Source organism: Pseudomonas gingeri, from assembly GCF_013386115.1.
Lineage (GTDB): Bacteria > Pseudomonadota > Gammaproteobacteria > Pseudomonadales > Pseudomonadaceae > Aquipseudomonas > Aquipseudomonas gingeri.
In genome coordinates this window covers 1-24,179 of record NZ_JACAOR010000015.1, presented here as the reverse complement: position 1 = coordinate 24,179, position 24,179 = coordinate 1, and the positions used below count along the sequence as shown (strand labels likewise).

21 protein-coding genes are annotated in these 24,179 nt (G+C 61.7%); 7 read left to right on the top strand and 14 right to left on the bottom strand.

Going from position 1 to position 24,179, the window contains the following annotated elements; all coding sequences use genetic code 11:
- Positions 1-333 precede the first annotated feature (333 nt).
- On the top strand, positions 334-1,332 hold the full coding sequence (locus HX881_RS29615; protein WP_177088131.1) for an AraC family transcriptional regulator: 999 nt from the start codon (positions 334-336) through the stop codon (positions 1,330-1,332).
- A 4-nt stretch (positions 1,333-1,336) separates the two neighbouring features.
- Here HX881_RS29615 and HX881_RS29610 read toward each other — a convergent pair whose 3' ends face one another.
- Both HX881_RS29610 and HX881_RS29605 read right to left on the bottom strand, forming a co-directional pair.
- Positions 1,337-2,686: an ATP-binding protein gene (locus tag HX881_RS29610; RefSeq protein WP_017124015.1), complete on the bottom strand. Its 1,350-nt coding sequence runs from the start codon at positions 2,684-2,686 to the stop codon at positions 1,337-1,339.
- Complete coding sequence (locus HX881_RS29605) at positions 2,683-3,360, bottom strand: response regulator (protein WP_017124016.1); 678 nt, start codon at positions 3,358-3,360, stop codon at positions 2,683-2,685. The genes HX881_RS29610 and HX881_RS29605 overlap by 4 nt, the downstream gene beginning before the upstream one ends.
- A 223-nt stretch (positions 3,361-3,583) precedes the next feature.
- Here HX881_RS29605 and HX881_RS29600 point away from each other — a divergent pair, with 223 nt between their 5' ends.
- Entirely contained in the window at positions 3,584-4,309 is a 726-nt protein-coding gene (locus HX881_RS29600) for a 4'-phosphopantetheinyl transferase family protein (protein WP_218171805.1), read from the top strand.
- A gap of 10 nt (positions 4,310-4,319) precedes the next feature.
- Here the strand turns inward: HX881_RS29600 and HX881_RS29595 are convergent, their stop codons facing one another.
- Both HX881_RS29595 and HX881_RS29590 read right to left on the bottom strand, forming a co-directional pair.
- Positions 4,320-5,927, bottom strand: a complete 1,608-nt coding sequence (locus HX881_RS29595; RefSeq protein WP_017124018.1) for an ATP-binding protein — start codon at positions 5,925-5,927, stop codon at positions 4,320-4,322.
- The gene (locus HX881_RS29590) at positions 5,924-6,646 is read right to left on the bottom strand and encodes a winged helix-turn-helix domain-containing protein (protein WP_177088127.1); all 723 of its coding nucleotides are present in this window, start codon (positions 6,644-6,646) and stop codon (positions 5,924-5,926) included. The genes HX881_RS29595 and HX881_RS29590 overlap by 4 nt, the downstream gene beginning before the upstream one ends.
- A gap of 736 nt (positions 6,647-7,382) precedes the next feature.
- On the opposite strand from HX881_RS29590, the gene HX881_RS29585 reads away from it, so the two are divergent.
- Positions 7,383-10,289 (top strand): ribonucleoside-diphosphate reductase subunit alpha, encoded by a 2,907-nt coding sequence (locus tag HX881_RS29585; RefSeq protein WP_103032550.1) that lies wholly within the window; start codon positions 7,383-7,385, stop codon positions 10,287-10,289.
- Positions 10,290-10,631: 342 nt separating this feature from the next.
- Here the strand turns inward: HX881_RS29585 and flgE are convergent, their stop codons facing one another.
- The 6 genes from flgE to HX881_RS29555 all read right to left on the bottom strand — a co-directional run bounded on the left by flgE (position 10,632) and on the right by HX881_RS29555 (position 15,655).
- On the bottom strand, positions 10,632-11,969 hold the full coding sequence (gene flgE / locus HX881_RS29580) for a flagellar hook protein FlgE (RefSeq protein WP_017124021.1): 1,338 nt from the start codon (positions 11,967-11,969) through the stop codon (positions 10,632-10,634).
- A gap of 32 nt (positions 11,970-12,001) precedes the next feature.
- On the bottom strand, positions 12,002-12,730 hold the full coding sequence (gene flgD, locus HX881_RS29575; RefSeq protein WP_017124022.1) for a flagellar hook assembly protein FlgD: 729 nt from the start codon (positions 12,728-12,730) through the stop codon (positions 12,002-12,004).
- Positions 12,731-12,745: 15 nt separating this feature from the next.
- Positions 12,746-13,189 carry a flagellar basal body rod protein FlgC gene (flgC, locus tag HX881_RS29570; protein WP_017124023.1) on the bottom strand — a complete coding sequence of 148 codons (444 nt, stop codon included), beginning with the start codon at positions 13,187-13,189 and terminating at the stop codon, positions 12,746-12,748.
- Between the two features lie 3 nt (positions 13,190-13,192).
- Positions 13,193-13,600, bottom strand: a complete 408-nt coding sequence (gene flgB / locus HX881_RS29565; protein WP_017124024.1) for a flagellar basal body rod protein FlgB — start codon at positions 13,598-13,600, stop codon at positions 13,193-13,195.
- Between the two features lie 248 nt (positions 13,601-13,848).
- On the bottom strand, positions 13,849-14,676 hold the full coding sequence (gene cheR / locus HX881_RS29560; RefSeq protein ID WP_042934494.1) for a protein-glutamate O-methyltransferase CheR: 828 nt from the start codon (positions 14,674-14,676) through the stop codon (positions 13,849-13,851).
- Between the two features lie 52 nt (positions 14,677-14,728).
- Positions 14,729-15,655 (bottom strand): chemotaxis protein CheV, encoded by a 927-nt coding sequence (locus HX881_RS29555; RefSeq protein ID WP_042934495.1) that lies wholly within the window; start codon positions 15,653-15,655, stop codon positions 14,729-14,731.
- Between the two features lie 79 nt (positions 15,656-15,734).
- On the opposite strand from HX881_RS29555, the gene flgA reads away from it, so the two are divergent.
- The 4 genes from flgA to HX881_RS29535 all read left to right on the top strand — a co-directional run bounded on the left by flgA (position 15,735) and on the right by HX881_RS29535 (position 18,344).
- Complete coding sequence (flgA, locus tag HX881_RS29550) at positions 15,735-16,496, top strand: flagellar basal body P-ring formation chaperone FlgA (RefSeq protein ID WP_042934496.1); 762 nt, start codon at positions 15,735-15,737, stop codon at positions 16,494-16,496.
- A gap of 171 nt (positions 16,497-16,667) precedes the next feature.
- Positions 16,668-16,988 carry a flagellar biosynthesis anti-sigma factor FlgM gene (gene flgM / locus HX881_RS29545; protein WP_017124028.1) on the top strand — a complete coding sequence of 107 codons (321 nt, stop codon included), beginning with the start codon at positions 16,668-16,670 and terminating at the stop codon, positions 16,986-16,988.
- Between the two features lie 48 nt (positions 16,989-17,036).
- The gene (locus tag HX881_RS29540) at positions 17,037-17,504 is read left to right on the top strand and encodes a flagella synthesis protein FlgN (protein ID WP_017124029.1); all 468 of its coding nucleotides are present in this window, start codon (positions 17,037-17,039) and stop codon (positions 17,502-17,504) included.
- A gap of 96 nt (positions 17,505-17,600) precedes the next feature.
- Complete coding sequence (locus HX881_RS29535; protein WP_042934498.1) at positions 17,601-18,344, top strand: flagellar brake protein; 744 nt, start codon at positions 17,601-17,603, stop codon at positions 18,342-18,344.
- 72 nt (positions 18,345-18,416) lie between these two features.
- On the opposite strand, the gene HX881_RS29530 is transcribed toward HX881_RS29535, so the two are convergent.
- From HX881_RS29530 to HX881_RS29515, 4 genes are all read right to left on the bottom strand, one after another.
- Positions 18,417-19,757, bottom strand: coding sequence for an MFS transporter (locus tag HX881_RS29530; RefSeq protein ID WP_017124031.1), 1,341 nt, complete (start codon positions 19,755-19,757; stop codon positions 18,417-18,419).
- Positions 19,758-19,914: 157 nt separating this feature from the next.
- Positions 19,915-21,156, bottom strand: coding sequence for a glutamine synthetase family protein (locus tag HX881_RS29525; RefSeq protein ID WP_177088230.1), 1,242 nt, complete (start codon positions 21,154-21,156; stop codon positions 19,915-19,917).
- A 201-nt stretch (positions 21,157-21,357) separates the two neighbouring features.
- Positions 21,358-22,050, bottom strand: a complete 693-nt coding sequence (locus HX881_RS29520; protein ID WP_017124033.1) for a sensor histidine kinase — start codon at positions 22,048-22,050, stop codon at positions 21,358-21,360.
- The gene (locus HX881_RS29515; protein WP_017124034.1) at positions 22,047-23,651 is read right to left on the bottom strand and encodes a tetratricopeptide repeat-containing response regulator; all 1,605 of its coding nucleotides are present in this window, start codon (positions 23,649-23,651) and stop codon (positions 22,047-22,049) included. Before HX881_RS29515 ends, HX881_RS29520 begins: the two co-directional genes overlap by 4 nt.
- Positions 23,652-24,179 lie beyond the last annotated feature (528 nt).

The window sequence follows — 24,179 nt, the reverse complement described above, 5'->3', positions numbered from 1 at the left end:
TGCAAAGTTCCTCAAGAGATCACACAACTGTCATCCATCTGACAGATGCATAACCTGAAGCACGAACCCTCCTGCGCTGGAGGGATTTGTTGTTTGTCGAACTGCGTGGGGCAGACCTCTCGCCTATCGCAAAGCCCGTGCCACTTTCGGAAAACTCCGACAAAGCCTTTAGCCATCAGCCCTTCACGGATTTTCTGTCAGCCAGCACTTACAGCATAGATGGCGGATTTCCGCCCTTCCACCACCGACAGCCGTCGATTTTGGCGGATATCCGCCTTGTTCATGGCGGACATCCCTGGCTAAGATCCGCCATTCAATGGACGGGACCGCCCCATGCGAGAACGCAGCATCGCCAGTCATTTCGCCCACGCCGCCCTGGAAGGCGCGCGGCGGCGGGGTCACGCCTGTTCGGGCCTGCTGCAACGACTGGGGATCGCTCCCGAACTGCTGAGCGAACCGAAGGCGCGCCTGGCGCCCGAACAGTTCACCCAACTGCTGCAAGGCCTGTGGCTGGAACTGGACGACGAGTACCTGGGCTTCGGCCAGAGCCGCTGCCAGCGTGGCACCTTCGCCATGATGTGCCACTCGCTGATCCATTGCACCAGCCTGGAAAAGGCCTTGAACCGCGGGTTGCTGTTCTACGGGCTGTTTCCCGACGCGCCGCGCCTGAGCCTGGTCCGCGAAGGCGACAAGGCCCGCCTGATCCTCGACACCTCGAACCTGTGGGACCCGGATCATTTTCTCTGTGAATGCCTGCTGGTGATCTGGCATCGCCTCGGCAGCTGGCTGATCGGCCAGCGCATCCGCCTGGAACAGGCCACGTTCGAGTACCCGCGCCCCGAACACGCCAACGAGTACGACCTGCTGTTTCCCTGCACCCTGGAATTTTCGGCGACGCACACCAGCCTGCTGTTCGCCAGCCGCTACCTGGGCATGCCGTTGTTGCAGGATGAGCGGACCCTCAAGCAGTTTCTCGGCCGGGCCCCGGCCGACCTGCTGGCCCGCCCCGACGACGGCGACAGCCTGAGCAGCCAGTTGCGCCGCCTGCTCAGCCGTGACGCCAGTCGCTGGCCCGACCTGGACGCCGTGGCCCAGCACCTGCACATCAGCGCACAGACCCTGCGCCGGCATCTGCGCGAGGAAGGCACGAGCTTCCAGGAACTCAAGGATCAGCTGCGGCGGGATATCGCCATCTACCACCTGGGACGCAGCGAGCTGTCATTGCAACAGATCGCCGAGCAGTTGGGCTTTTCCGAACCTTCGGCGTTCCACCGGGCGTTCAAGAAGTGGACCGGGCTGACACCGGGCGCCTATCGCGCCCGGGAGTCGTAGGGCGTCAAAGCGCCGGGAAGTGGATACGGAACGACGCGCCGCCCAGGGATGAATCGCCCAGGGTCAGTTCGGCGTCGTAGCTTTCGATGATGTCCTTGACCACCGCCAGGCCGATGCCCTGCCCGGGATGCTGGCGGTCCAGGCGCTCGCCGCGCTTGAGAATCCGCGCGCGCTGGTCGGGAGGAACGCCGGGGCCGTCATCCTCGACGTACACTTCGATGCCCTGCAAGCCACGCCGCAGGCTGATGCGGATCTGGCTCAGGCACAAGCGATAGGCGTTTTCCAGCAGGTTCCCGAGCAATTCCAGCAAGGCGCCCTGCTCGATCGGCACATGGCTGAACTCGGGCACATCGATGTCCACCCGGACCTGCTTGTCGCGATAGACCTTGTCCAGGGTGTTGCACAGGCTTTCGAGTACCGGCCGCAACTCGACCTGGTGCCGGACCAGGCCGCTCTTGCGCAGGCTGGCACGCTGCAACTGGTAGCTGATCTGCTGGTTCATGCGTTCGATCTGGCTTTGCAGGATCCACGCCTGGTCGCGATCCTGCGGGCGCTGGGCCATGCCTTCGCTGACGCCCTGCAAGACCGCCAGCGGGGTCTTCAGGCTGTGGGCCAGGTCATCCAGGGAATCGCGGTAGCGGCTGCGCTGCTCGCGCTCGCTGTGCAGCAGGCGGTTGAGGGAACCGGTCAGGCGCAGCAGTTCGCGCGGGTGCTCTTCACTGAGGCTCTGCAGTTCGCCGCTTTCAATCTGGTCCAGCTCCTGGCTCAGGCGCCGCAGTGCCCGCAGGCCCCAGGTCAGGCCGATCCAGAGCAGCGCCAACAGCACCGACAGCGCCGCGCCGAAGCCCAGGTAGAGCTTCTCGCGCAAACCGGCGAGGGTCATCTTGTATTCGCGCATCGGTTGCAGGGCGACAAAACTGTAGGCCGCGCTCTTGCCACCGAGCAGCTTGACCTCGACATCATAGACAAAGAATTCGTGGCCGTTGTCCTCGCGAATCTTCGCGAACTCGTTGCCGCGCCCGTCATAACGCGGCTTGTAGTTGATGTTTTCTTCCTGGGTGGCCCGTGAGCGCCAGACCAGCCGGCCGTCGCGGTCGAAGATGTAGCCGAGCAGGCGACTGTCCGGCAGGTTGAACTGTTCGTCGGGCAACAGCTCGGGCATCTGCAGCTGCTTCTTGTTGTCCACCCGCGCCGCGGAAATCAGCGTGGTGACATCCGAGGCCAGGCGTTGCTCGATGGAGTCCTGCAATGCCAGGCTGAAAGCCCCCTGCATCGCCGGCAACAGCGCCAGCATGAATAGAATCGCCAGGGTCGTGGCGGCCAGCATCAGCCGCACCCGTAGCGAACGAATCACCGGCAGCGCTCGTTGAACAGATAGCCCAGGCCACGCACGGTATCGATCGGCTTGAAGCCCACCGGACCTTCCAGCTTGCGCCGCAGGCGTCCGACCAGCACTTCGATCACGTTCGGATCACGCTCGTCGTCGTCCGGGTACAACTGCTCCATCAGGCGGTCCTTGGCGACCACCTGCTGGTGATGACGCATCAGGTATTCGAGGATCCGGTATTCGTAGGCGGTCAGGGCCAGGGGCTGGTCCTCGAGGGACGCCTGCTTGCGATTGAGGTCCAGCAGCAGCGGCCCGGCGGTGATCGTCGATTGGGTGAAGCCGCTGGAACGACGCAGCAGGGCATTCATCCGGGCCTCCAGTTCCTCGAACTGGAAAGGCTTGACCACATAGTCGTCGGCACCGGCGGCCAGGCCCTCGACCTTGTCCTGCCAGTTGCCGCGGGCGGTCAGGATCAGGATCGGGAACACCTTGCCGCGCGCGCGCAACTGGCGGATCAGGTCCAGGCCGCCCATTCCCGGCAGGCCAAGGTCGATCACCGCCAGGTCATGGTTGAACTGTTCGGTCTGGTACAACGCCTCTTCGGCATTGCCGACCGATTCGACCACATGGCCACTGTCGGTCAATCGGGTTTGCAAGTGATGGCGCAACAGCGCCTCATCTTCTACCACCAGCAACTTCATAACGCTCTCCAACGATCCGGGCATCGCCTCACCGATAACGGTAACTCAGTTCGGCCAAAGTGTTTCGTAAAAGATACGGCAAACCAGCGGCTGCAGACCCGGCGCATCATCACCGATACAGAGTACCCAAGTGGCCCTGAACTCCCCCTGAACACAGGCTGAACCGGACCTGAATCGGATTGGCCCCTACCCAGCCCGGGCCGGACCCGGCAAAATGCCCGGTATGAACCCGCTCCCCGCTCTTCCCGCCTGCTGCACACCGCTCGACGAACATTGGCCACTACCGCTGGCCGTGCCTCACAGCGTGCTGCTCGGCACCCACTTCAACCCGGGCCACCTGGCCGCGGACGACTTCCAGCGCAGCCGGATAGAAGCACCGGCGAGCATCCAGCGCTCGGTGGCCAAGCGCCAGGCCGAATTTCTCGCCGGACGCCTCTGTGCCCGCGCTGCCCTGTTGCAACTGGACGGCACCGACTGCGTGCCGCCGATCGGCGAAGACCGCGCTCCCGTCTGGCCCGGTCATGCCTGCGGTTCGATCACCCACAGCAGCGGTCGCGCGGCGGCCATCGTCGCCGACAAGCGACACTGGCGCGGCCTGGGGATGGACCTGGAAAACCTGCTGTCCCACGAGCGCGCCGAACGCCTGGCGGGGGAAATCCTCACCCCTGGCGAACTGCAGCGCATGGCCGCGGCTCCCGCGCAGCAGATCGCCCTGCTGGTGACCCTGACCTTTTCCGTCAAGGAAAGCCTGTTCAAGGCGCTCTACCCGCTGGTGCACAAACGCTTCTATTTCGAGCACGCCGAAGTACTGGAATGGGATGAGCAAGGCCATGTGCGCCTGCGCCTGCTGACCGACCTGTCCGGCGAATGGTGCCAGGGCGTCGAGCTGCAGGCGCAGTTCGCGCTCCAGGACGGGCACCTGCTGAGCCTGGTCAGTATCCCGGCCTGAGACCCGCCGCCTACTTCTCCTGGTGGCGCGGCCAACTGAGGCTGAAGCAGGCTCCGCCCAGGCTCTTGCTCTTGCCGATCAGGGCACGACCGTCGTGCCAATGAATGATCCGTCGCACGATGGACAGCCCCAGGCCATGGCCGCCCGAAGCCCGCGTACGGCTGTCGTCCAGGCGCATGAACGGCGTGAAGATGCGTTCCCAGGCACTTTCCGGTACGCCGGGACCGTCATCCTCGACATCCACCCGACAGCGCAACTGGCCGACCTGATAACTGATGGTCACGTGCGACTGGGCATGGCGCATGGCGTTGCTCACCAGGTTCTGCAAGGCTCGATGCAGGTAACGCGGCTCCGCCTCGACCCAGGCATCGTCACAATCGGCCGCCGACAGGCAGATACCCCGCGAAACCCGCACATCCGCCCGCAGCGGTGCCAGTTCGCCGATCACCTGGTTGACCAGGGCATCGAGATCGATCCGCTGGAAGTTCAACGCCGGAGAACCCTGCTCCAGCCGCGCATAGGTCAGCATCTCGTCCACCAGGCGGTCGAGGTCCTGGATATCGTTGTCCATGCCTTCCATGTATTTGGCGCGGGCCTGCGCGGTGGTCGCGTCGCCGATCATCTCCAGGCCGAAACGCAGGCGTGCCACCGGTGTGCGCAGCTCGTGGGACACCGCCCGCACCAGTTCGCGCTGGATCATCAAGGAGCGCTGCAAGTGCTCGGCCATGTCATTGAAGGCACCGGCCAGGCGTCCGATGGAGTCCGCCCCACCGGCCGGCACCCGCGTCTCCAGGCTGCCCTGGGCGAGCCGCGTGGCAGCCGAGGCCAGGCCTCGCAGGCGGCGCTCCAACTGACGGACCAGCAGGTAGACGATCAGGCCGATCAGGCTCAGTCCCAGCACGGCGATCAGCACCAGCCACTGGGGCGGATACGGGTTCATCTGGTACAGCGGGCCGATTTCCAGGACCCAGGGGGTTCCCGCCACGCCGGCAAACACCCGGATCGAGTCGCCGCCCTTGCCCAGCGCCATGACCGTATCGCCTTCGGTGATACGCCGCCGCTGGTCCTCGTCCATGTCGGCCTGTTCGAGGGTGACCAGGCGCATGTCGAAACCAAAGCCCTTGTCATGTTTCAGCGCGGCCAGCCGGGCCGGCTGCTCGGCCACCGGATAACGCACCAGCTCATCGGCCAGCAGGTAGATGGTCGCCCGCGCCAGCTGTTCGCTGATCTGCTGGACATCCCCGGCCAACAGCAACTGCTGCTCGTCACTGACCAGGCGGTAGACCCGCGCCGCATAGGGTCCGCTCTGGACTACCAGGGCCTGGCCCCGCAGCACCCGGGTCCGCTGGCCGAGGTCGAGATGGGCCTCGCCGATCGATTGCAGCGACAGCGGAATCCCCAGCAGCCGCTCCCAGACCGCCAGGGCCCGGCGCCGCTCGATATCGGCCATGGGCTGCAGGTTGTCGGCCATCAGCGAAAAAGTACCGTGGGCCAACCGCTCGCGGTACTGCTCGCCACGCACTTCGTTGAGCAGGTGCAGCGCCAGCACCCCGAGCAATGCCACCAGCACCAGGGCGGCGCACATGCCACCGTAGATGCGCAGGAAGATCGAATTCACGGCGCCAGGTCTGCCGCCGCTTCGGGCACGAACAGGTAGCCCTTGCTGCGAATGGTCTTGATCAGCCGCGGATGCTCGGGGTCATCGCCGATCTTCGGGCGGATGCGCGAGATGCGCACATCGATGGAGCGGTCCTGGCCGTCATAGCCGATCCCCCGCAGGGCAGTGAAGATCTCTTCCCGGGAGAGAATCCGCCCGGCGTTGGCCACCAGCAGCCAGAGCAGGTCGAATTCGGCGCTGGTCAGCTCGATACCCGCCTCGTTCAGCCAGGCTTCGCGCAAGGCCTCATCGATCACCAACGGTCCGAACTGCAGGCGCCGTACCTGCTGGGGGGCGACGTCAACCGGCTCGCTGCGCCGCAGCAAGGCCTGGATGCGCGCCAGCAGCAGGCGCGGCCGCACGGGTTTGCACACATAGTCGTCGGCGCCCAGGTCCAGGCCCTGGATCTGATCGAGGTCATCGGTGCGCGCCGTGAGCATCAGGATCACGCCGTCATATGCATCGCGGACCTTGCGGCAGATACTCAGGCCATCCTCGCCGGGCAGCATCAGGTCGAGAATCACCAGGTCCGGCTGCTCGCGCACGATCCGTTCGGCCGCCAGGGCGCCGTTGCCTTCAATGGAGACCCGCAGGCCATTGCCTTCAAGGTACTCGCGGGTCAGCTCGGCCAGACGCTCGTCATCCTCGACTATCAATACCTGCCAGGCCTCTTGCTCCACGGATTACCTCTGCTTGCAAATCTCGGTTGGGAAAGGGTCCGCTCGTCTTTTTGTCATGATGGGAGCGGAGAGTGAAAGCATGCGATCGGCCGATTGTAGCAACGGTGCGGCAATAGCACACACGCCAGGATTTGCACTCGGTGATGGGTATTTTCTGTGATAGGGTTCGCGCCCGCAAAAATCCGTCCCGGCCCTGTCCGGGCGGTAAAAAACAGTGACAAACGGTCCGGTCCAGTGCTGCCGTGGCCTACACGCGCTTTCAGGCTTTCATACACAAATTACGCACAGATTTATCCACAGGTAGCACGTTGCAATCGCCCCCAAAAACGCATTATCTTGTAGCCCGGCGGCAAAAAAACCCTAGATGTAGGGTTTTCCGTCAAAAAACCCAAACACATTTCGGACGAGAAACTCAAGCTCTTTTCTTGCTTCCGTGGGGTTGAACTAAACAGATTTTCAGAAGACCAAACCGCGCGTGCGGATGGCAGCCGTTTTCCCCTTCTGCGCGGGAAAACGGTACGGGTGTTGCAGTACATGACTGTCACCCACCAGGAATTCGGCAGCGGGCCATGGCCCGCCGCCAGTGAAACTTCGGCAAGGAAGCGGCGCCCACAGCCCCCTTCCTCCTGTCCCGAAGTGGTTATGCCCGACGACGCTCGTCGGTTGTAGTGCTTCAGGACGGAACGGTGGGCACCTTCGTGGTGCCCAAACAAACATAAAGAACGTGGAGACACCCATGCAAACCGACACAACTCGCGAGAACCCGCAGGGCACCGTGCCGCAGGCTTCCGATTCGAACCTGGATCTGTCTGCTACCGCGCCGGGCCAACTGCGTGTGATCAAGCGTAACGGCACTGTCGTTCCTTACACCGATGACAAGATCACCGTCGCCATCACCAAAGCGTTTCTTGCAGTTGAAGGCGGTACCGCCGCTGCCTCGTCGCGTATTCACGACACCGTCGCGCGCCTGACCGAACAGGTCACCGCGACCTTCAAGCGGCGCATGCCTTCGGGCGGCACCATCCACATCGAGGAAATCCAGGACCAGGTCGAACTGGCCCTGATGCGCGCCGGCGAACAGAAAGTCGCGCGCGACTACGTGATCTACCGTGACTCGCGCGCCAAGGAGCGCGCCACCCGTTCGCCGGCCGAAGAGCCGGTCAACGCCCACCCGTCGATCCGTATCACTCGCGCCGACGGCAGTGTCGCGCCTCTGGACATGGGCCGCCTGAACACCATCGTCAGCGAAGCCTGCGAAGGCCTGGAAGAAGTCGACGGCGACCTGATCCAGCGCGAAACCCTGAAGAACCTCTACGACGGCGTGGCCCTGAAGGACGTCAACACCGCCCTGGTGATGACCGCCCGCACCCTGGTGGAACGCGAGCCGAACTACTCGTTCGTCACCGCCCGCCTGCTGATGGACACCCTGCGCGCCGAAGGCCTGAGCTTCCTCGCCGTGGCCGAGAGCGCCACCCACCACGAGATGGCCGACCTGTACGCCAAGGCCCTGCCAGCCTACGTCGCCAAGGGTATCGAGTTCGAACTGCTGAACCCGGTCCTGGCCGAGTTCGACCTGGAAAAACTGGGCAAGGCGATCAACCACGAGCGCGACCAGCAGTTCACCTACCTGGGCCTGCAGACCCTGTACGACCGTTACTTCATCCACAAGGACGGTATCCGTTTCGAACTGCCGCAGATCTTCTTCATGCGCGTGGCCATGGGCCTGGCGATCGAAGAGAAGCAGCGTGAAGACCGCGCCATCGAGTTCTACAACCTGTTGTCGTCCTTCGACTACATGGCTTCGACCCCGACCCTGTTCAACGCCGGCACCCTGCGTCCACAGCTGTCGAGCTGCTACCTGACCACCGTGCCGGACGACCTGTCGGGCATCTACGGCGCGATCCACGACAACGCCATGCTGTCGAAATTCGCCGGCGGCCTGGGCAACGACTGGACTCCGGTGCGCGCACTGGGCTCGTACATCAAGGGCACCAACGGCAAGTCCCAGGGCGTCGTGCCGTTCCTGAAAGTGGTCAACGACACCGCCGTGGCGGTCAACCAGGGCGGCAAGCGCAAGGGCGCGGTCTGTGCCTACCTGGAAACCTGGCACATGGACATCGAAGAGTTCATCGAGCTGCGCAAGAACACCGGCGACGACCGTCGTCGTACCCACGACATGAACACCGCCAACTGGATCCCCGACCTGTTCATGAAGCGCGTCTTCGATGACGGCAAGTGGACCCTGTTCTCGCCATCGGAAGTGCCGGACCTGCACGACCTGACCGGCAAGGCCTTCGAAGAGCGCTACGAGTACTACGAAGCCCTGACCGAGTACAACAAGATCAAGCTGTTCAAGGTCGTCCAGGCCAAGGACCTGTGGCGCAAGATGCTGTCCATGCTGTTCGAGACCGGCCACCCATGGCTGACCTTCAAGGACCCGTGCAACCTGCGCAGCCCGCAGCAGCACGTGGGCGTGGTCCACAGCTCGAACCTGTGCACCGAGATCACCCTGAACACCAACAAGGACGAAATCGCCGTCTGCAACCTGGGCTCGATCAACCTGCCGAACCACATCGTCAACGGCCAGTTGGACACCGCCAAGCTGCAGCGCACCGTGAACACCGCCGTACGCATGCTCGATAACGTGATCGACATCAACTACTACTCGGTGCCTCAGGCGAAGAACTCCAACTTCAAGCACCGTCCGGTCGGTCTCGGCATCATGGGCTTCCAGGACGCGCTGTACCTGCAGCACATCGCCTACGGTTCCGACGCTGCCGTCGAGTTCGCCGACAAGTCCATGGAAGCGGTCAGCTACTACGCGATCCAGGCTTCCTGCGACCTGGCCGACGAGCGCGGTGCCTACGAGACGTTCCAGGGTTCGCTGTGGTCCAAGGGCATCCTGCCGCTGGATTCGCAACAGATCCTGATCGAAGCCCGTGGCCAGAAGTACATCGATGTCGACCTGAACGAAAGCCTGGACTGGGCCCCGGTCCGTGCCCGCGTGCAGAAAGGTATTCGTAACTCCAACATCATGGCCATCGCACCGACCGCGACCATCGCCAACATCACCGGCGTATCGCAGTCGATCGAACCGACCTACCAGAACCTGTACGTGAAATCGAACCTGTCGGGCGAATTCACCGTGATCAACCCGTACCTGGTTCGCGACCTGAAGGCGCGTGGCCTGTGGGACTCGGTCATGATCAACGACCTGAAGTACTACGACGGTTCCGTGCAGCAGATCGAACGCATCCCGCAAGAACTCAAGGAGCTCTACGCGACTGCATTCGAAGTGGAAACCAAGTGGATCGTCGATGCCGCCAGCCGTCGCCAGAAGTGGATCGACCAGGCCCAGTCGCTGAACCTGTACATCGCCGGCGCTTCGGGCAAGAAGCTCGACGTGACCTACCGCATGGCCTGGTACCGTGGCCTGAAGACCACCTACTACCTCCGTGCCCTGGCCGCGACCAGCACCGAGAAGTCGACCATCAACACCGGCAAGCTGAACGCTGTTTCCAGCGGCGGCAACCACGGTGACGATTCGGTCCTGGCCGCACCGACCGTATCGGCCCCAGCCGGTCCGGCACCCGTGCCAAAGGCCTGTGCCATCGACGAGCCGGATTGCGAAGCTTGCCAATAAGCTGAGCGGGCAAGCGCCTTCGGGCGCGAACCCGAAAGCCCCCGCCAGACCCCGGGTCTGGCGGGGGTTTTCTTTTGCCTGGCGAATGGAGCGCCCGACTCCCAGGTGACACGGATGACCGATGTGTGTGGAGGGGGGCTGGCGTGCTGGCGATTGAGACAGGACAGCCAGCAAATGGGCTGCCTGAGACACCGCTATCGCCAGCAAGCCGGCTCCTACGATAAACAGCCAGGCCAGAATGCCGAGTGCGACAGCCAGCCCAGAATACCGAGTGCGACAGCCAGGCACAAAAAAGCCCCGATCAAGGGGCTTTTCTGGTGGAGCGTCTTCAGCCAGCCATTATCAGGTCATCTGGATGATGGTCTGCATGATGGTGCTCTGGGTGGAGATGGTCTTGGCGTTGGCCTGGTAGTAGCTCTGGCCCTTGATCAGGTCCACCAGCTCGCTGGTCAGGTCGACGTTGGAGCCTTCCAGGTTGCCGGAAACGATCGAACCGTTGGTACCGACCTGACCACCGTCGTAGGCGGGTTGGCCCGAAGCAAAGGTCTGCACCCAGGCGGTGCCGCCTTTCGGCTGCAGACCCTGCTCGTTGGTGAAGCTCGCCACCGCGACCTGGCCGATAGCCTTGTGCTGGTTGTTGCTGAAGTTGGCGAAAATGGTACCGGTGCCATCGATGCTGATATCGGTGATCTGGCCGGTGGCATAGCCATCGCTGATGATGTTGGCACGGGAAGTATCGGCGTTGAACTGGGTAGTCTTCGACCAATCGCTCGTGATGCCCTTGCCAGTAGGATCGTTGGAACCCGCACCGTTGGCAGCCCAAACACCGTTGGTCACGACACCCGGAACCCAACCCAGGACCGGGATTGTCGTTGCACCCGCGACACCACCAATACTCTGCAGTTTACCCGAGGAGTCAAAGACCATTGCCACCGGCACAGGGTCGGTCGCGGCAGGCGGAACGGTAGGCGGTACGGTCGGAACGGTAGCCGCCGTGCCATTCGGGTTGCGCCCGTCGATCAGTGTGTAGACGTTCCAGGTATTGGCGCCGGTCTTGACCACATACTGGTCCAGCGAGTGCTTGTTACCCTGGGTGTCATAGATATCGGAGCTGAACGGCTTGGTGTAGCTCGCCTGGTTCGACGGGTCGAACGGCGTGGTTGCCTGGTTGATCACCGGCGACTTCGAATCGAGGTTGATCGTCGCACCCACCGTGGTGCTGGTCTGCGGTGGCAGGTTCGATACGTCGATGCGCAGGTCGGTCAGTACGCCCGGAATGATATTGCCCTTGGAGTCGGCGGCAAAACCTTGCAGGCGGGCAGTACCGTCGGAGTTGGTGATGTAGCCGTCCTTGTCGGTCTTGAAGGTACCGGCACGGGTATAGCTCAGCGAACCGTTGCTGCTCAGGGTGAAGAAACCGTTGCCCTGGATACCCATGTCCAGCGCGTTGCCGGTGGCGGTCATGCCACCGTTGCCGAAGTTCTGCGAAACGTTGGCCAGGTTCACACCGTTACCGATGGTCTTGGCGGCCACACCCAGCTTGGTCGCCGAGTAGACGTCCTCGAATTCCGCGCGGGAGGATTTGAAGCCGGTGGTGTTGACGTTGGCAATGTTGTTGCCGGTTACGTCGAGCTGTTTCTGGGCCGCATTGAGACCGCTCAAACCGATATTAAAAGACATAACTCACTCCTTTGTTTCGCGTTGGTCGGCTCTTACAGGCCAATGGTCTGGACTTTGGACAGAGCAATGCTGCCCAGGCCCGCCAGGTTAAGCATCATTTCGCCGCCGTTCTGACCCAGGCTTACGCTGCTGACGGTCGCCGGCAGGTTGGTGACCATGGCGGTCGCCTTGCTGTCGATCTGCGAGGTGGCATTGAAGGTGTAGGTACCGTTGGCCAGCAAGGTGCCCGAATCGTCCTTGCCATCCCAGGCGAAAGCGGCGTTGCCGGCTTTCTGGCTGCCCATGTCGATGGTCCTGACCACCTTGCCGGTGGAGTCGGTGATCTTCAGGGTCAGGTTGTCCACGGAACTCGGGATCGTCACCGTGCCGGTAAACGGCTTGCTGGTATCGACCACGGCCTTGTCGGTCGGCACGATGACCGAGCGGCCGACCAGCGACGAGGCCTGCAGGGCCTGGGACGACTGGAAGGCACCGGCGATGTTGTTCACGCTGGTGTTGAGCGTGGTAATGCCTTCCAGGCTGCTGAACTGGGCCAGCTGGGCGACGAAGGCGCTGTTGTCCTGGGGATCCAGCGGGTTCTGGTTCTTGAGCTGGGTCACCAGCAATTTCAGGAACGCGTCCTTGCCCAGGGTCTGCCCGCCGGTGGCACCGCCGATGGCGTTGCCCAGTGGATCGGTGTTGCTGTTATTCGCCACCTTCTGGTTGGAGGCGTTGATGATGTCGTTGAGGCTGGGACCGCTGGTGGAATCGGAAACACTCATGGCTGTCGCCCCTTATCACTGACCCAGGGTCAGAACCTTCTGCATCATGGTCTTGGCGGTGTTCATCATTTCCGCGTTGGTCTGGAACGAGCGGCTGGCAGAGATCATGTCGGCCATTTCCTCGACCACGTTGACGTTCGGGTAGTAGACATACCCCTTGGCGTCGGCCGCCGGATGGTTCGGTTCGTAGCGGGCTTCCAGGTTGCTCTGGTCCTCGACCACGCCCATCACCTGAACGCCCTGACCGGCCGCGTCCTGGTTCTGGAACAACGAATCGCTGCCGCCGCTCTGGCCGTTCTGGAACATGGTGGCGAACACCGGGTGGCGCGCACGGTAGGTCTTGTCGATACTCGACGAGACGGTCTCGGCGTTGGCGATGTTACTGGCGACGGTGTTCAGGCGAGTGGTCTGGGCACTCATGCCGCTACCGGCAATGTTGAAAACGCTGGCGAGGGACATGGCTTACTCTCCACGCAGGGCTGACACCAGCCCTTTGAATTTACTGTTGAGCAGGGTGAAGCTGGCCTGGAAGTCGACCGCGTTCTGTGCATAGTTCGATTGCTCGATCTGCGCATCCACGGTGTTCTGGTCGATCGACGGCTGCATCGGCGTGCGGTATTGCAACGCCGCATCGCCATCGCTCAGGCCCTGGGCTTCGATATGACGGCTGTTGGTGGTGTTGAGGGCGAAGGTGCCGTTCTTGGCCTTTTCGCTCTGCTCGGCGAGCACCGAGGAAAAGTCCATGTCCCGAGCCTTGTAGTTCGGGGTGTCGGCGTTGGCGATGTTGTTGGCCAGCACTTCGGCACGTTGGGCGCGGAAGCCCAGGGCTTTCTCATGGATACCGAGCGCTTTATCGAAGCTGATGCTCATGTCGGGAAACCTTCAAGAGTTGACCTGATCGTTGAAACAGGCTTTTCGTTGACAGAGCTATAGCAAGCCCCATGCCAATTCCTCAAAGGCCGTAAATCAAGGCTTTGCGGGGTGGCAGACAGCGGCAATGCCAGAAAAGCGGCAAAGCATTTCCGCCACGCGTCAGCAAAGCGGCAAGGCGGGCGGCAAGAAAAGTGGCAAAAAAAAGGGAGCCCCCGGGGCTCCCTTTTCTGCGTTGGACCTGCTGCCTACTTGGCCTGGTAGATGATTCCAGGACTGCATTGCACCATCTGGTAATGGTCCGGCAGGCCGTTCAGGGCCTCGGAGGCACCGAGGAACAGATAGCCGCCCGGCTTGAGGGTCCCGTGAATACGCATGAGGATGTCCTTCTTCACCTCGGCGGAGAAGTAGATCAGCACGTTACGGCAGAACACGATATCGAACTTGCCCAGGCTGGCGTAGCTGTCCAGCAGGTTGAACGAACGGAACTCGACCCGGCTCTTGATCGGCGCCTTGACCGCCCAGCGGCCCGGCCCTTTCGGATCGAAGTAACGCTGCAGGCGCTCGGGGGACAAGCCACGACCGATGGCCAGGCTGTCGTACTCCCCCGTCTTGCAGTTGGTCAGCATCAGCCCCGACAGGTCGGTGGCGACGATCTGCGCGCCCGCCTTCAACTGGCCCATGTTGGTCCGCTCGAACTCGTCGATCGACATCGAGATCGAATAGGGTTCCTGCCCCGATGAACAGGCCGCCGACCAGATACGCAGGCGCTGTCCGGGACTGGCCTTGATCGCTTCCGGCAATACCTTGCCCTTGAGCACTTCAAACGGATAGGTGTCGCGAAACCACAGGGTTTCGTTGGTGGTCATGGCATCCACCACCTGCTCGCGCAAACCGCTGCGCGGCTGGGCCTGGATCTTCTGGACCAACTCGCCCAGAGACTTGATGCCTTGCTGTTCCATCAGTTTGTTGAGACGGCTGGAAACCAGATATTGCTTGTTTTCACCGAGCAGAATGCCACAGGCCTTTTCCAGGAAGACCCGGAACTGTTCGAAATCCAAATTACCCGTAGACAATGATGCCGCCTCTTAAATCGTCTGTACCGCCGGGGACGAAAGTCCCCGGCCGTTATTCTGCTGCCTTGATCCGGTCAACCACCCGGGATGCCAGGTCATCAGGACGGAACTTGGCGAGGAAGTCATCAGCACCGACCTTCTTCACCATCGCCTGATTGAAGACACCCGACAAGGAAGTATGCAGGATGATATGCAACTTTTGCATGCGAGGATCGTTGCGGATCTCCGCTGTAAGGGTATAGCCGTCCATTTCGGGCATTTCGATGTCCGAAATCATCATCAGGAACTCTTCTTCCGGCTTCTTGCCCTCGTCGACCAGCTTGCGCAGGTAATCCAGCGCCTGCCGGCCGTCGTTCAGCGCCACCACCTCGACACCGACCGTCTGCAGGCAGCGCGTGACCTGCTTGCGCGCCACCGACGAGTCATCGACCGTCAGCACCCGCAACGACACCGCCTTGCTCTGGGTCTCGACATCGACCACGCCGAGGGAAATCGACTCGGACGTGGGCGAGACCTCGGCCAGGATCTTCTCGACGTCGATGATCTCCACCAACTGGTTGTCGATTCGCGTCACTGCCGTCAGGTAGTGATCGCGCCCGGTGCCCTTGGGCGGCGGATGGATCTCTTCCCAGTTCATGTTGACGATGCGCTCCACCGACTTCACCAGGAAACCCTGGGTCTTGGTGTTGTACTCCGTAATGATCACAAACGGATTACTCTGGTCCTTGAGTGCCCCGGAGCCCGTGGCCATCGCCAGATCGAGGATCGGGATGGTTGCCCCACGAATATTCGCCACACCGCACACCACCGGATTGGACTTCGGCATCAGGGTCAGCTTGGGGCATTGCAGCACCTCGCGTACCTTGAAGACGTTGATTCCATACAACTGCTGGCCGTCGAGACGGAACAACAGCAGTTCAAGGCGATTCTGCCCGACCAGTTGCGTACGCTGGTTCACCGAATCCATTACACCAGCCATGCCTGACCCCTCTCACCAAAGCTTCAGATCCGATGCACATTCAAGAGTAAACGGCACGGGCCTTGCTTTTTATACTGTTATGAAAGCACAAACGACATTTTTTCGACGCCTGACATCACAGTACCGCAGATTGCTCTGGGTTTTGTCGGCTTTATGCTGTCTGAACCCCAGCGGCCCTGCCCTTGCGGAATCGGCGACCCTGCCTGATCAGCTTATCGGCGTGACCCAAGGCTTTCTTGAGTTCACCGTAGAAGACTACCTGGCTACCAGTCAAACCGAAGGTCGTTATGAAATCCAGGTCAATCAACTGGATCCGCGCCTGCGCATGGCCGCCTGCGACAAGGAATTGACAGCCAGCCTGGAGAGCCCCGCGACGCCGATTGGCCGGGTCACCGTGAAAATCCGCTGCGAGGGCACCTCGCCCTGGACCGTGTTCGTACCGGCCCAGGTCAAGCTGTTCCGCGACGTGGTGGTGACCACCCGCCCGCTCAAGCGTGCCGGCATCATCGAACCGGGTGACGTGGCGCTGCGTGAGCGGGATATCAGCCTGATCAACCAGGGCTTCCTGACTTCGCCCGACCAGGCCATCGGGCAGAAACTTGTCCGACCAATGGTCATGGATCAGGTCATCACCCTGGTGCATCTGGAACAGGCCGAAGTGGTCCGCAAGGGCGACCAGGTGGTGATCAGTGCGACGAGCGGTGGCCTGGTAGTGAAGATGCCGGGAGAAGCCCTGTCCAATGGCGGGCTCAACGAACAGATCCGCATCAAGAACCTCAACTCGCAACGTGTCATCAAAGCCCGTGTCACCGCGCCCGGGCAGGTAGAGGTAGCTTTATGAAGAGAAAAGTGGCCTTGTAGATAACTGGCGCGAAGTCGCCACTTTTCCTAAACTGTGCCCCAGACAGGGATACAGCCGACACGTGCAGACTCATTCTCAGATGAGCCTAAAGTTTTTCCGGGTATGGCCGAAAACAAGGCAAGCGTCCAAATACCCAGAGGTTTTTTTATCATGGTCATCGATTTCAGTCGTTTGAATAACGCCCCGTCACTGACAGGCAGCACGCGCAGCAGCGCCAGCAAGGAAGCCGACAGTGCCGGCAAGTCCGCGTCCGTCAACAGCCAGGCCGACTCGGTCAGCCAGAGCGGGGAATCGGTACACCTCAGCAATGAGGCTCAGCAGTTGCAAAAGGTCACTGACAAGCTGCAGCAGCAGCCTGTGGTCAACAGCGCCCGGGTGGCCGAGTTGAAGCAGGCAATTGCCGACGGCAGCTACAAGGTCGACAGCAACCGCGTAGCCAGCAAACTGCTCAACTTCGAAGCCCAGCGCTAGGCTCCGGCCCGCGCCAGGCTTTTGGACGCTTAAAACCCAAGGCCAGCCATGCACGACACCACTCTACTGCAACTGATCACCGAAGATTTTGCTCCAGCTCAAGACCTGCTTGAGTTGCTGCGCGCCGAATCCCTGGCGCTCCACGGACGCAACATGTTCGAGCTGGAAGATATTCTGGCGCGCAAGCAAGCGCTGATCATTCTGCTGGAACAGCATGGCCGCAAGCGCAGCCAGATCCTCGCAAGCCTCAATCTGCCCACCAATCGCGCCGGCCTGGAACAACTGGCCGCACAGTCGAGCGTGGGCGATGAACTGCTGAGCCAGAGCGACGTGCTCACCCGACTCCTGGCCGATTGCCAGGCAGCCAACGAGCTCAACGGACGCAACATCCAGGTTCAGCAAGCGACTACCGCGAACCAGTTGAAGATCCTGACCGGCGGTGAGCCTCCCGCGCTCTACGATGCCCGCGGCTCGACCGCCAGGCTTGCGAAGCCTCGCCCACTCAGTCAGGCTTGAAAGCGAACTGGTGCGCGCTCTATCCAAGGCGCGCAACATGCTGGCAAAATGCTGGCTTTTGCGTGTAGTCGTATTTTGTCTGGAGATTGATGAACCGTGTCCAATGCCCCAAGCGCGGACGATGCTCCGCAGCCACCCAAGGTGCTAACCACACCTCTGGAAATTGCCGCCAACCTGCGGATGCTGCAGGAAAGCCATGACCCGTTGATCATCACGTTCCACGAACGCACCCAGCGCTTCCAGAGTTTTGTGATCGATGTCGACCGGGAGGCCGGCACCCTGGCCCTGGACGAAATGATGCCGCGCGACGGCGAACGCTTCCTGTCGGCAGGCGAGCCTTTCCGTGTCGAAGGTTTCCACGAGGGCGTGCGCATCACCTGGGAACAACCCCAGCCGATGACCATCGACGAAACCGAAGGCTGCTACCGTGGGACGATCCCCCAGGAAGTCGTCTACCACCAGCGCCGCAATGCGTTTCGCGCCGCCTTGAAGCTCACCGCCCTGGTGAATGTCGAGCTCAGCGGTGAAAAGCTCAAGGCTCCGGTCACCGGCAAGCTGCTGGATATCTCCGCCAGCGGTTGCAAGCTGCGTTTCGAAGGCGATATCTCCGACCGCCTGCAGTTGGGCCAGGTCTACGAGCGTTTTATCGCCGCCCTGCCCTTCGGGCCGATGACCGCTCCCGTGGAGTTGCGTCACCTGCATTTCGAAGAAAGGATCAACACCACCTTCGCCGGCGTGCGTTTCCACAACATGAGCGGCCTGGTACAACGCCAGGTCGAGCGTTTCGTCTACCAGTTGCAGCGCGAGGCACGGCGTTTCGACAAGGACGACGATTACTGAGTCAGGCGCTTTCACTCTCCAAAAAAAAACGGGCCACCCTTATCAGGTGGCCCGTTTTTTTCATCAGTGCTATCAGTTGCTCGATTTGTGCGCCGGCTCCGGGTCCGACTCATCGACCTCGGCAACCACCTCGGGCTCTGGCGCCGGGGGCACCACGCTGTCGCACATCTGATCCAGCACGATCTGCTCGTCGACCCGTGGATCGAGGGCCGCCCCCAGGGGCGACATGGCTTCGGGCATGACCACGTGCTGCAACGGCGCATCTTCGACCTGGTGCAGGTTGGTCACGGCCTTCGGCCGGATACGCCAGACCAGGATCAACGCGAAGAAACTGAAGAACGCGTAGAGCATATGGCTGCCGAACAGCTTCATCAGGATACCCGCCGCCAGCGGCCCCATGCTCGCACCGATACCGTAGGTCATCAGCAACATGGCCGTCAGGGACACCCGTCGATCGCCCTCGATATGGTCGTTGGAAAAGGCTACCGCCAGCGGATACAGGCAGAACTGCAACAGCGACACCACGAACCCGGAGATAAACAGCACTTCCAGCGGCGCCGTGGAGAATACCGCCAGCGGCAAGGAGGCCAGGGCCAGCAGGAAAGCGACGCTGCGGATCAGCACGGCCCGATCATAGCGATCGGAGAGCCAGCCCAGCGGCCACTGCACCAGGAAGCCGGCAAAGATGCAGCAACCCATGAACAGACCGACCTGCTCGGTGGAAAGCCCCTGCTGGGAGGCATAGAGCGGCGCCAGGCCATAGAAGGAGCCGACGATGATCCCCGCGCCCATCACCGTGGTCAGGGACTGCGGCACCCGCTTCATGAAAAAGCGTGGTTCCAGCGGCGCCGGATGCAGGGGCGCCGGGTGAATGCGCCGGGTCATCGCCACCGGCACCAGGCACAGCGCGAAGCACAGCGCGACCAGCATCAGCAGTTCAAGCCCGAGGGCCGGGTGCATGACCAGGATCAGTTGCCCCAGCACCAGGCCAAGGTAGGAGGCGATCATGTAGCCGCTGAACACCACCCCGCGCTGCTTGGCCTCGGCCTGCTCGTTCAGCCAGCTTTCGATGACCATGTACTGGCACATCATGCCCAGGCCCACGATCATCCGCAGGAACAGCCAGGCCGGCAGCCAATCGATCAACCCATGGCCCAGCACCGCCGCGCCGACGATCCCGGCGCAGGTGGCGTAGGCACGGATATGTCCGACCCGTGCAATCAGCCGGTGGCCGATCTTGCCCCCCAGCACCAGGCCGAAGTAGTTGGCCGCCATCAGGGCACCGACCCACAGGCCGTCGACATGGTCGGCCGCCAGGCGCAAGGCCAGGTAGGTACTGAGAAGACCCGAGCCGATCAACATCATCAGCGAGGCGAAATAAAGCGCTCGAAAGGATTTCCAGATATGGCGCATCGGCGTTCCGAGCGGCTCCTTGAATGAGGTTTCGGACTACCCGAGAAGATAGCCCGACTATAAAGCCAGGCGCTGTAAAAACGTAGCGAGCACAGGAAATACAGGTCCGTTTTCAACGCAGTATTTCCACGCGCATTGCTTTTACAGCGCTTGGAGCCTAAGCCTGGGCGGCCAGGACACGCCTTTCCCAGGGAGTAATTTCGTCCAGGAAACTGGTCAGCTCCATGGTCTTCGAAGCGATGTAGCCTTCGATGAACTCCTTGCCGAACAGATCCTTCGCCAACTGGCTACGTTTCAGACGCTCCAGAGCAGCGTGCAAGGTACATGGCAGCGACAAAGAATCCGGAACCTCGAATTCGCCCTGGATCGCGGCCGTCGGCTCCAGTTTCTGTTCGATCCCGTGCAACCCGGCGGCCAGGCTCGCGGCGATTGCCAGGTAGGGATTGGCATCCGCTCCCGGCAGGCGGTTTTCCACCCGCCGCGCCACCGGCGAGCTGGCCGGAATGCGCAGGCCGGCGGCCCGGTTGTCGTGGGACCAGCAGGCATTGTTCGGTGAAGCGAACGGGTGGCACAGGCGCTGGTAGGAATTCACGTTCGGCGCGAACAGCGCGGTGAAGTCCGCCATGCCCGCCTGCTGCCCACCGATAAAGTGGCGGAACATAGCGGTCGGTTCCCCGGCGGCATCGCTGAAGACATTTCGCCCGCTGCCAATTTCCACCACGCTCTGGTGAATATGCATCGAGCTGCCCGGTGTCTTCGCCAGTGGCTTGGCCATGCAGACCACGGTCAGGCCATGCTTGAGGGCCACTTCCTTGAGCAGGTGCTTGAACAGGAAGGTCTGGTCGGCCAGCAACAGCGGATCACCGTGCAACAGGTTGATCTCGAACTGGCTGACGCCCATTTCATGCATGAAGGTGTCGCGCGGCAGACCGAGCGCCGCCATGCACGCATAGACCTCGCTGAAAAACGGCCGCAAGCCGTTATTGGAACTGACACTGAAGGCCGAATGACCGTCCTCGCGACGACCATCGAGGCCCACGGGCGGCAGGAAGGGTTGGCTCGGATCGGTATTGGGCGCGAAGACAAAGAACTCCAGCTCGGTCGCCACCACCGGCGCCAGGCCACGCGCCGCATAGCGGGCGATGACCGCCTTGAGCTGACCACGGGTCGACAGGCGGGAGCTCTCACCTGTCAGTTCGTCCGCGTCGCAGATCGCCAGGGCACGGGGCTGCTGGCTCCAGGGCAGGCGATGGATCTGCTGCGGATCGGCATTGAGGGCCAGGTCGCCATCGTCGCTGCCGTAAAAACGCGCGGGTGGGTAACCGCCCATGATGCACTGCAACAGCACCCCGCGGGCCATCTGCAAACGCCGTCCCTCGAGGAAACCTTCGGCGGTCATTACCTTGCCGCGCGGTACGCCATTGAGGTCGGGCGTGACACATTCAATCTCATCAATGCCGGTCAATCGCTGCGCGAGTGAACTCTGGCCATCGGTCGTCATGACTCAATCCTTGTTGTTGTACAAGCCGTGAACGGCGTCCCGTACAAAATACGCACCACCTGTTCGGGATTTCAAGCAGGGGCGAGGAAAAAGCCTGGTTCAGGGAAGATAGAGGCTGAACAATGCACCGCCGAGAGTGCCGCCATTGCCGATCTCGATTCGCCCGCGCACGCCGTTGCGCTCATGCAGGGCGGCAATACGTGCCGCGAAATACAGACCCAGGCCGGTACTGCCCGTGGTGGGGTTGATGCCCTGCACATAGTCCGCCTGCCGCTCGAGCATCTGTGCCGGGTAGCCCGGACCATCGTCATTGATGGTCACTACCAGTTGTTCGCCCTCTTCACGCACACCGATCAGCAAGGCATGACAGGCATAGCGAATGGCATTGGTGACGATATTACCAACGACCGAGCCGATCAGCTCCCGGTCGAAGAAACCCAGCGGGCTGAAATCGTCGACCTCGTAGCTGGCGACAATCCCGCGACTGCTCAGGACTTCCTGACGGCACGCCAGTTGCGCCTCGATGAAATCGTCCATTTCATGGTAGTCGGGGCGCAGCGGTAGCTGATTGACTCCCAGCTTGTACAGGCCCAGCAGTTGTACCAGCATGCTGTTGAGGTGAGCGAACTCATACTCGATGACCCCGTGCTCGGGGACCTCGCGCTGACTCGCGGGCAGGCGGCTTTGCCACTGGCCATGGGCTTGCATCAGCATCGCCAGCGAGTTCTTCATATCGTGCACGGTCGAGGCGATTACCGTGGAAAAATCCAGCCCCTGGTCATCGCCACTCATTCGCCGAACGCCCGGATGCGCAATTTCTGATACCTCTCATAACGTGGATCGGTGTCGGGCATCTTGCCGACCATTTTCAGGCAGGCACGACACTCTTCGAGGATCGCGGCGTCGGCAGTCTTCTGCGCGCTCACCAACAGGGCCTGCGCGGCGTTGAGGGCGATACTGATATTCTTCGGTTGCAGCGCCAGGGCGCGCCGGAACAGGTCCTGCGCCTCTTCCAGGTTGCCGCCCTTGTAGCTGCGCACCCCCTGCACGTTGAGATCGATCGCGGCCTTGCCGCTGCCGAGGATCTCCGGGTCGTCGGTCAGTTTGGCGATCCCTTTCATCACAGCAGGATCGTCACCGTAGATCTCCACGCAGTTCTTGAGCATCGAGGCACCGGCATCGACCTGGCCCAACTGCTGCAGTTGCTTGGCTACCAGCAAGGCCGCCTCGGCACTCATGAAGTTCTCCATTCCCTCAAGACGCGCCATCGCCTGCTCGGTGAGCTTGTCGGCGGTTTCGGCATCATTGAGCAGCAGGCTGGTGGCCTTCATCAGGCGCGCACGCACCTGCAGTCCCGGATCGTTGGCGTTTTCCTTGGCGACCGCGCTGAGGGTCTGGTTGATCTCCAGCCGCGTACGTGTATCCAGGCCCCGCTCGCTGCCCTTGCTGATCAAGGCATGGGCCAGGCCGAGATTGCTTTCGGGATCCTTGAAGCGTGATTGCTCGCCCTGGGACACGGCCTGGCGATAGGCTTTCGATGCACTCTCGAAATCCTCGTTGGCCATGGCCAGCTTGCCCAACAACGACTGCCGGCGTACCGCCAGCGGGGACAACCGTACAGCCTCCTCCAGAACGCTCTGGGCACGCCGGGTATCGCCCTGCTGCATCAGCACATCGGCGAGCCCGTCGTACAGCGCCGGCATCATCGGAAAGGCCTTGAGCGCGGTTTCGTAGAGTTCCCGGGCCTGAGTGATCTGGCCGCGCTTGTAGAGCAGTTGCCCGAGCATCGCATAAGCCCATGGCAGCGGACGATCGTTGAGGATGCCATTGAGGAAGCGTTCCAGTGGCTCATTCTGGTTGAGCGCGCGCATGGCGTCGGCGCGATAGCGCAGGCACAGCGGTGCGAAACGGGTGTCCTGCTGGGTCAGGCGGGTACAGGCAGCCAGCACTTCGGCCGGTTTGTCACGGTCGAGTGCCTGCATGATCGGCTTGAGCAGGTTCTTGCGCTGGACCAGCTTCTCCAGGCGCTGGGCAAGGCTGGCACGGTTGAACGGCTTGGTCAGGTAGGCGTCGGGCTCGTGTTCCAGGGCACTGAGTACCATGGCCTGGCTGCTTTCCGCGGTGACCATGACGAACACGCTTTCATGGCTGATCAGCTTGTCGACCATCAGGTCTTCAAGCACCTGCTGCCCATTCTTCCTGCCATCACCGAGATGGTAATCATGCAGGACAAAATCGTAGCGCTTCTGCGCACACATGCGCAGGGCCTGCTCCCCGGTGTCGGCGGTGTCCACTTCCTTGACGCCCAACTCGCGCAGCATGGACCTGACTGAACTGCGAAAATCGGAGAAATCGTCGACGATCAGAAAGCTTTTTTGGTGATACGCCAGCATCGAGATTCCTGTCATGGGAAATAGAAGATGGGCCCGGGGACAATCACAAGAGCGGGTCCAGCCTCACTGCCACTTTCGCGTGCAGATAATAAATAGAGTCAAAATGCCATCAAACAATTTTACACCAACCCGGGGTTCCGTTGAGCAGCTTGTGCACCGTTCTTCGATTCAGGGCTACCCAGGGACTGCTGGTGTTTTATGTATAGCTGATCAGGATATCGCCCGCCCGAGGCTAAACCTGAGGGTGTGGGCATGGAATTAAGCCACAGAGATAGCTCATCCCCGCCCCCTGTGAGAGCCAGTTTGCCGGGACGCCGCAGAGACGGCCTCATCCCCCGCCCCCCTGTGGGAGCACGCTTGCCGGAACGCCGCAGAGACAGCCTCATCCACGCCCCCCCTGTGGGAGCCGGCTTGCCGGCGATGGCGGCCGCCAGATCCCCGCAGGACTCAAGGACCTCATCACCGCGGGTTTTCCGCAGCGCAAAAACAAAACCCCAACTGCTTTCGCAATTGGGGTTTCGGAATTTA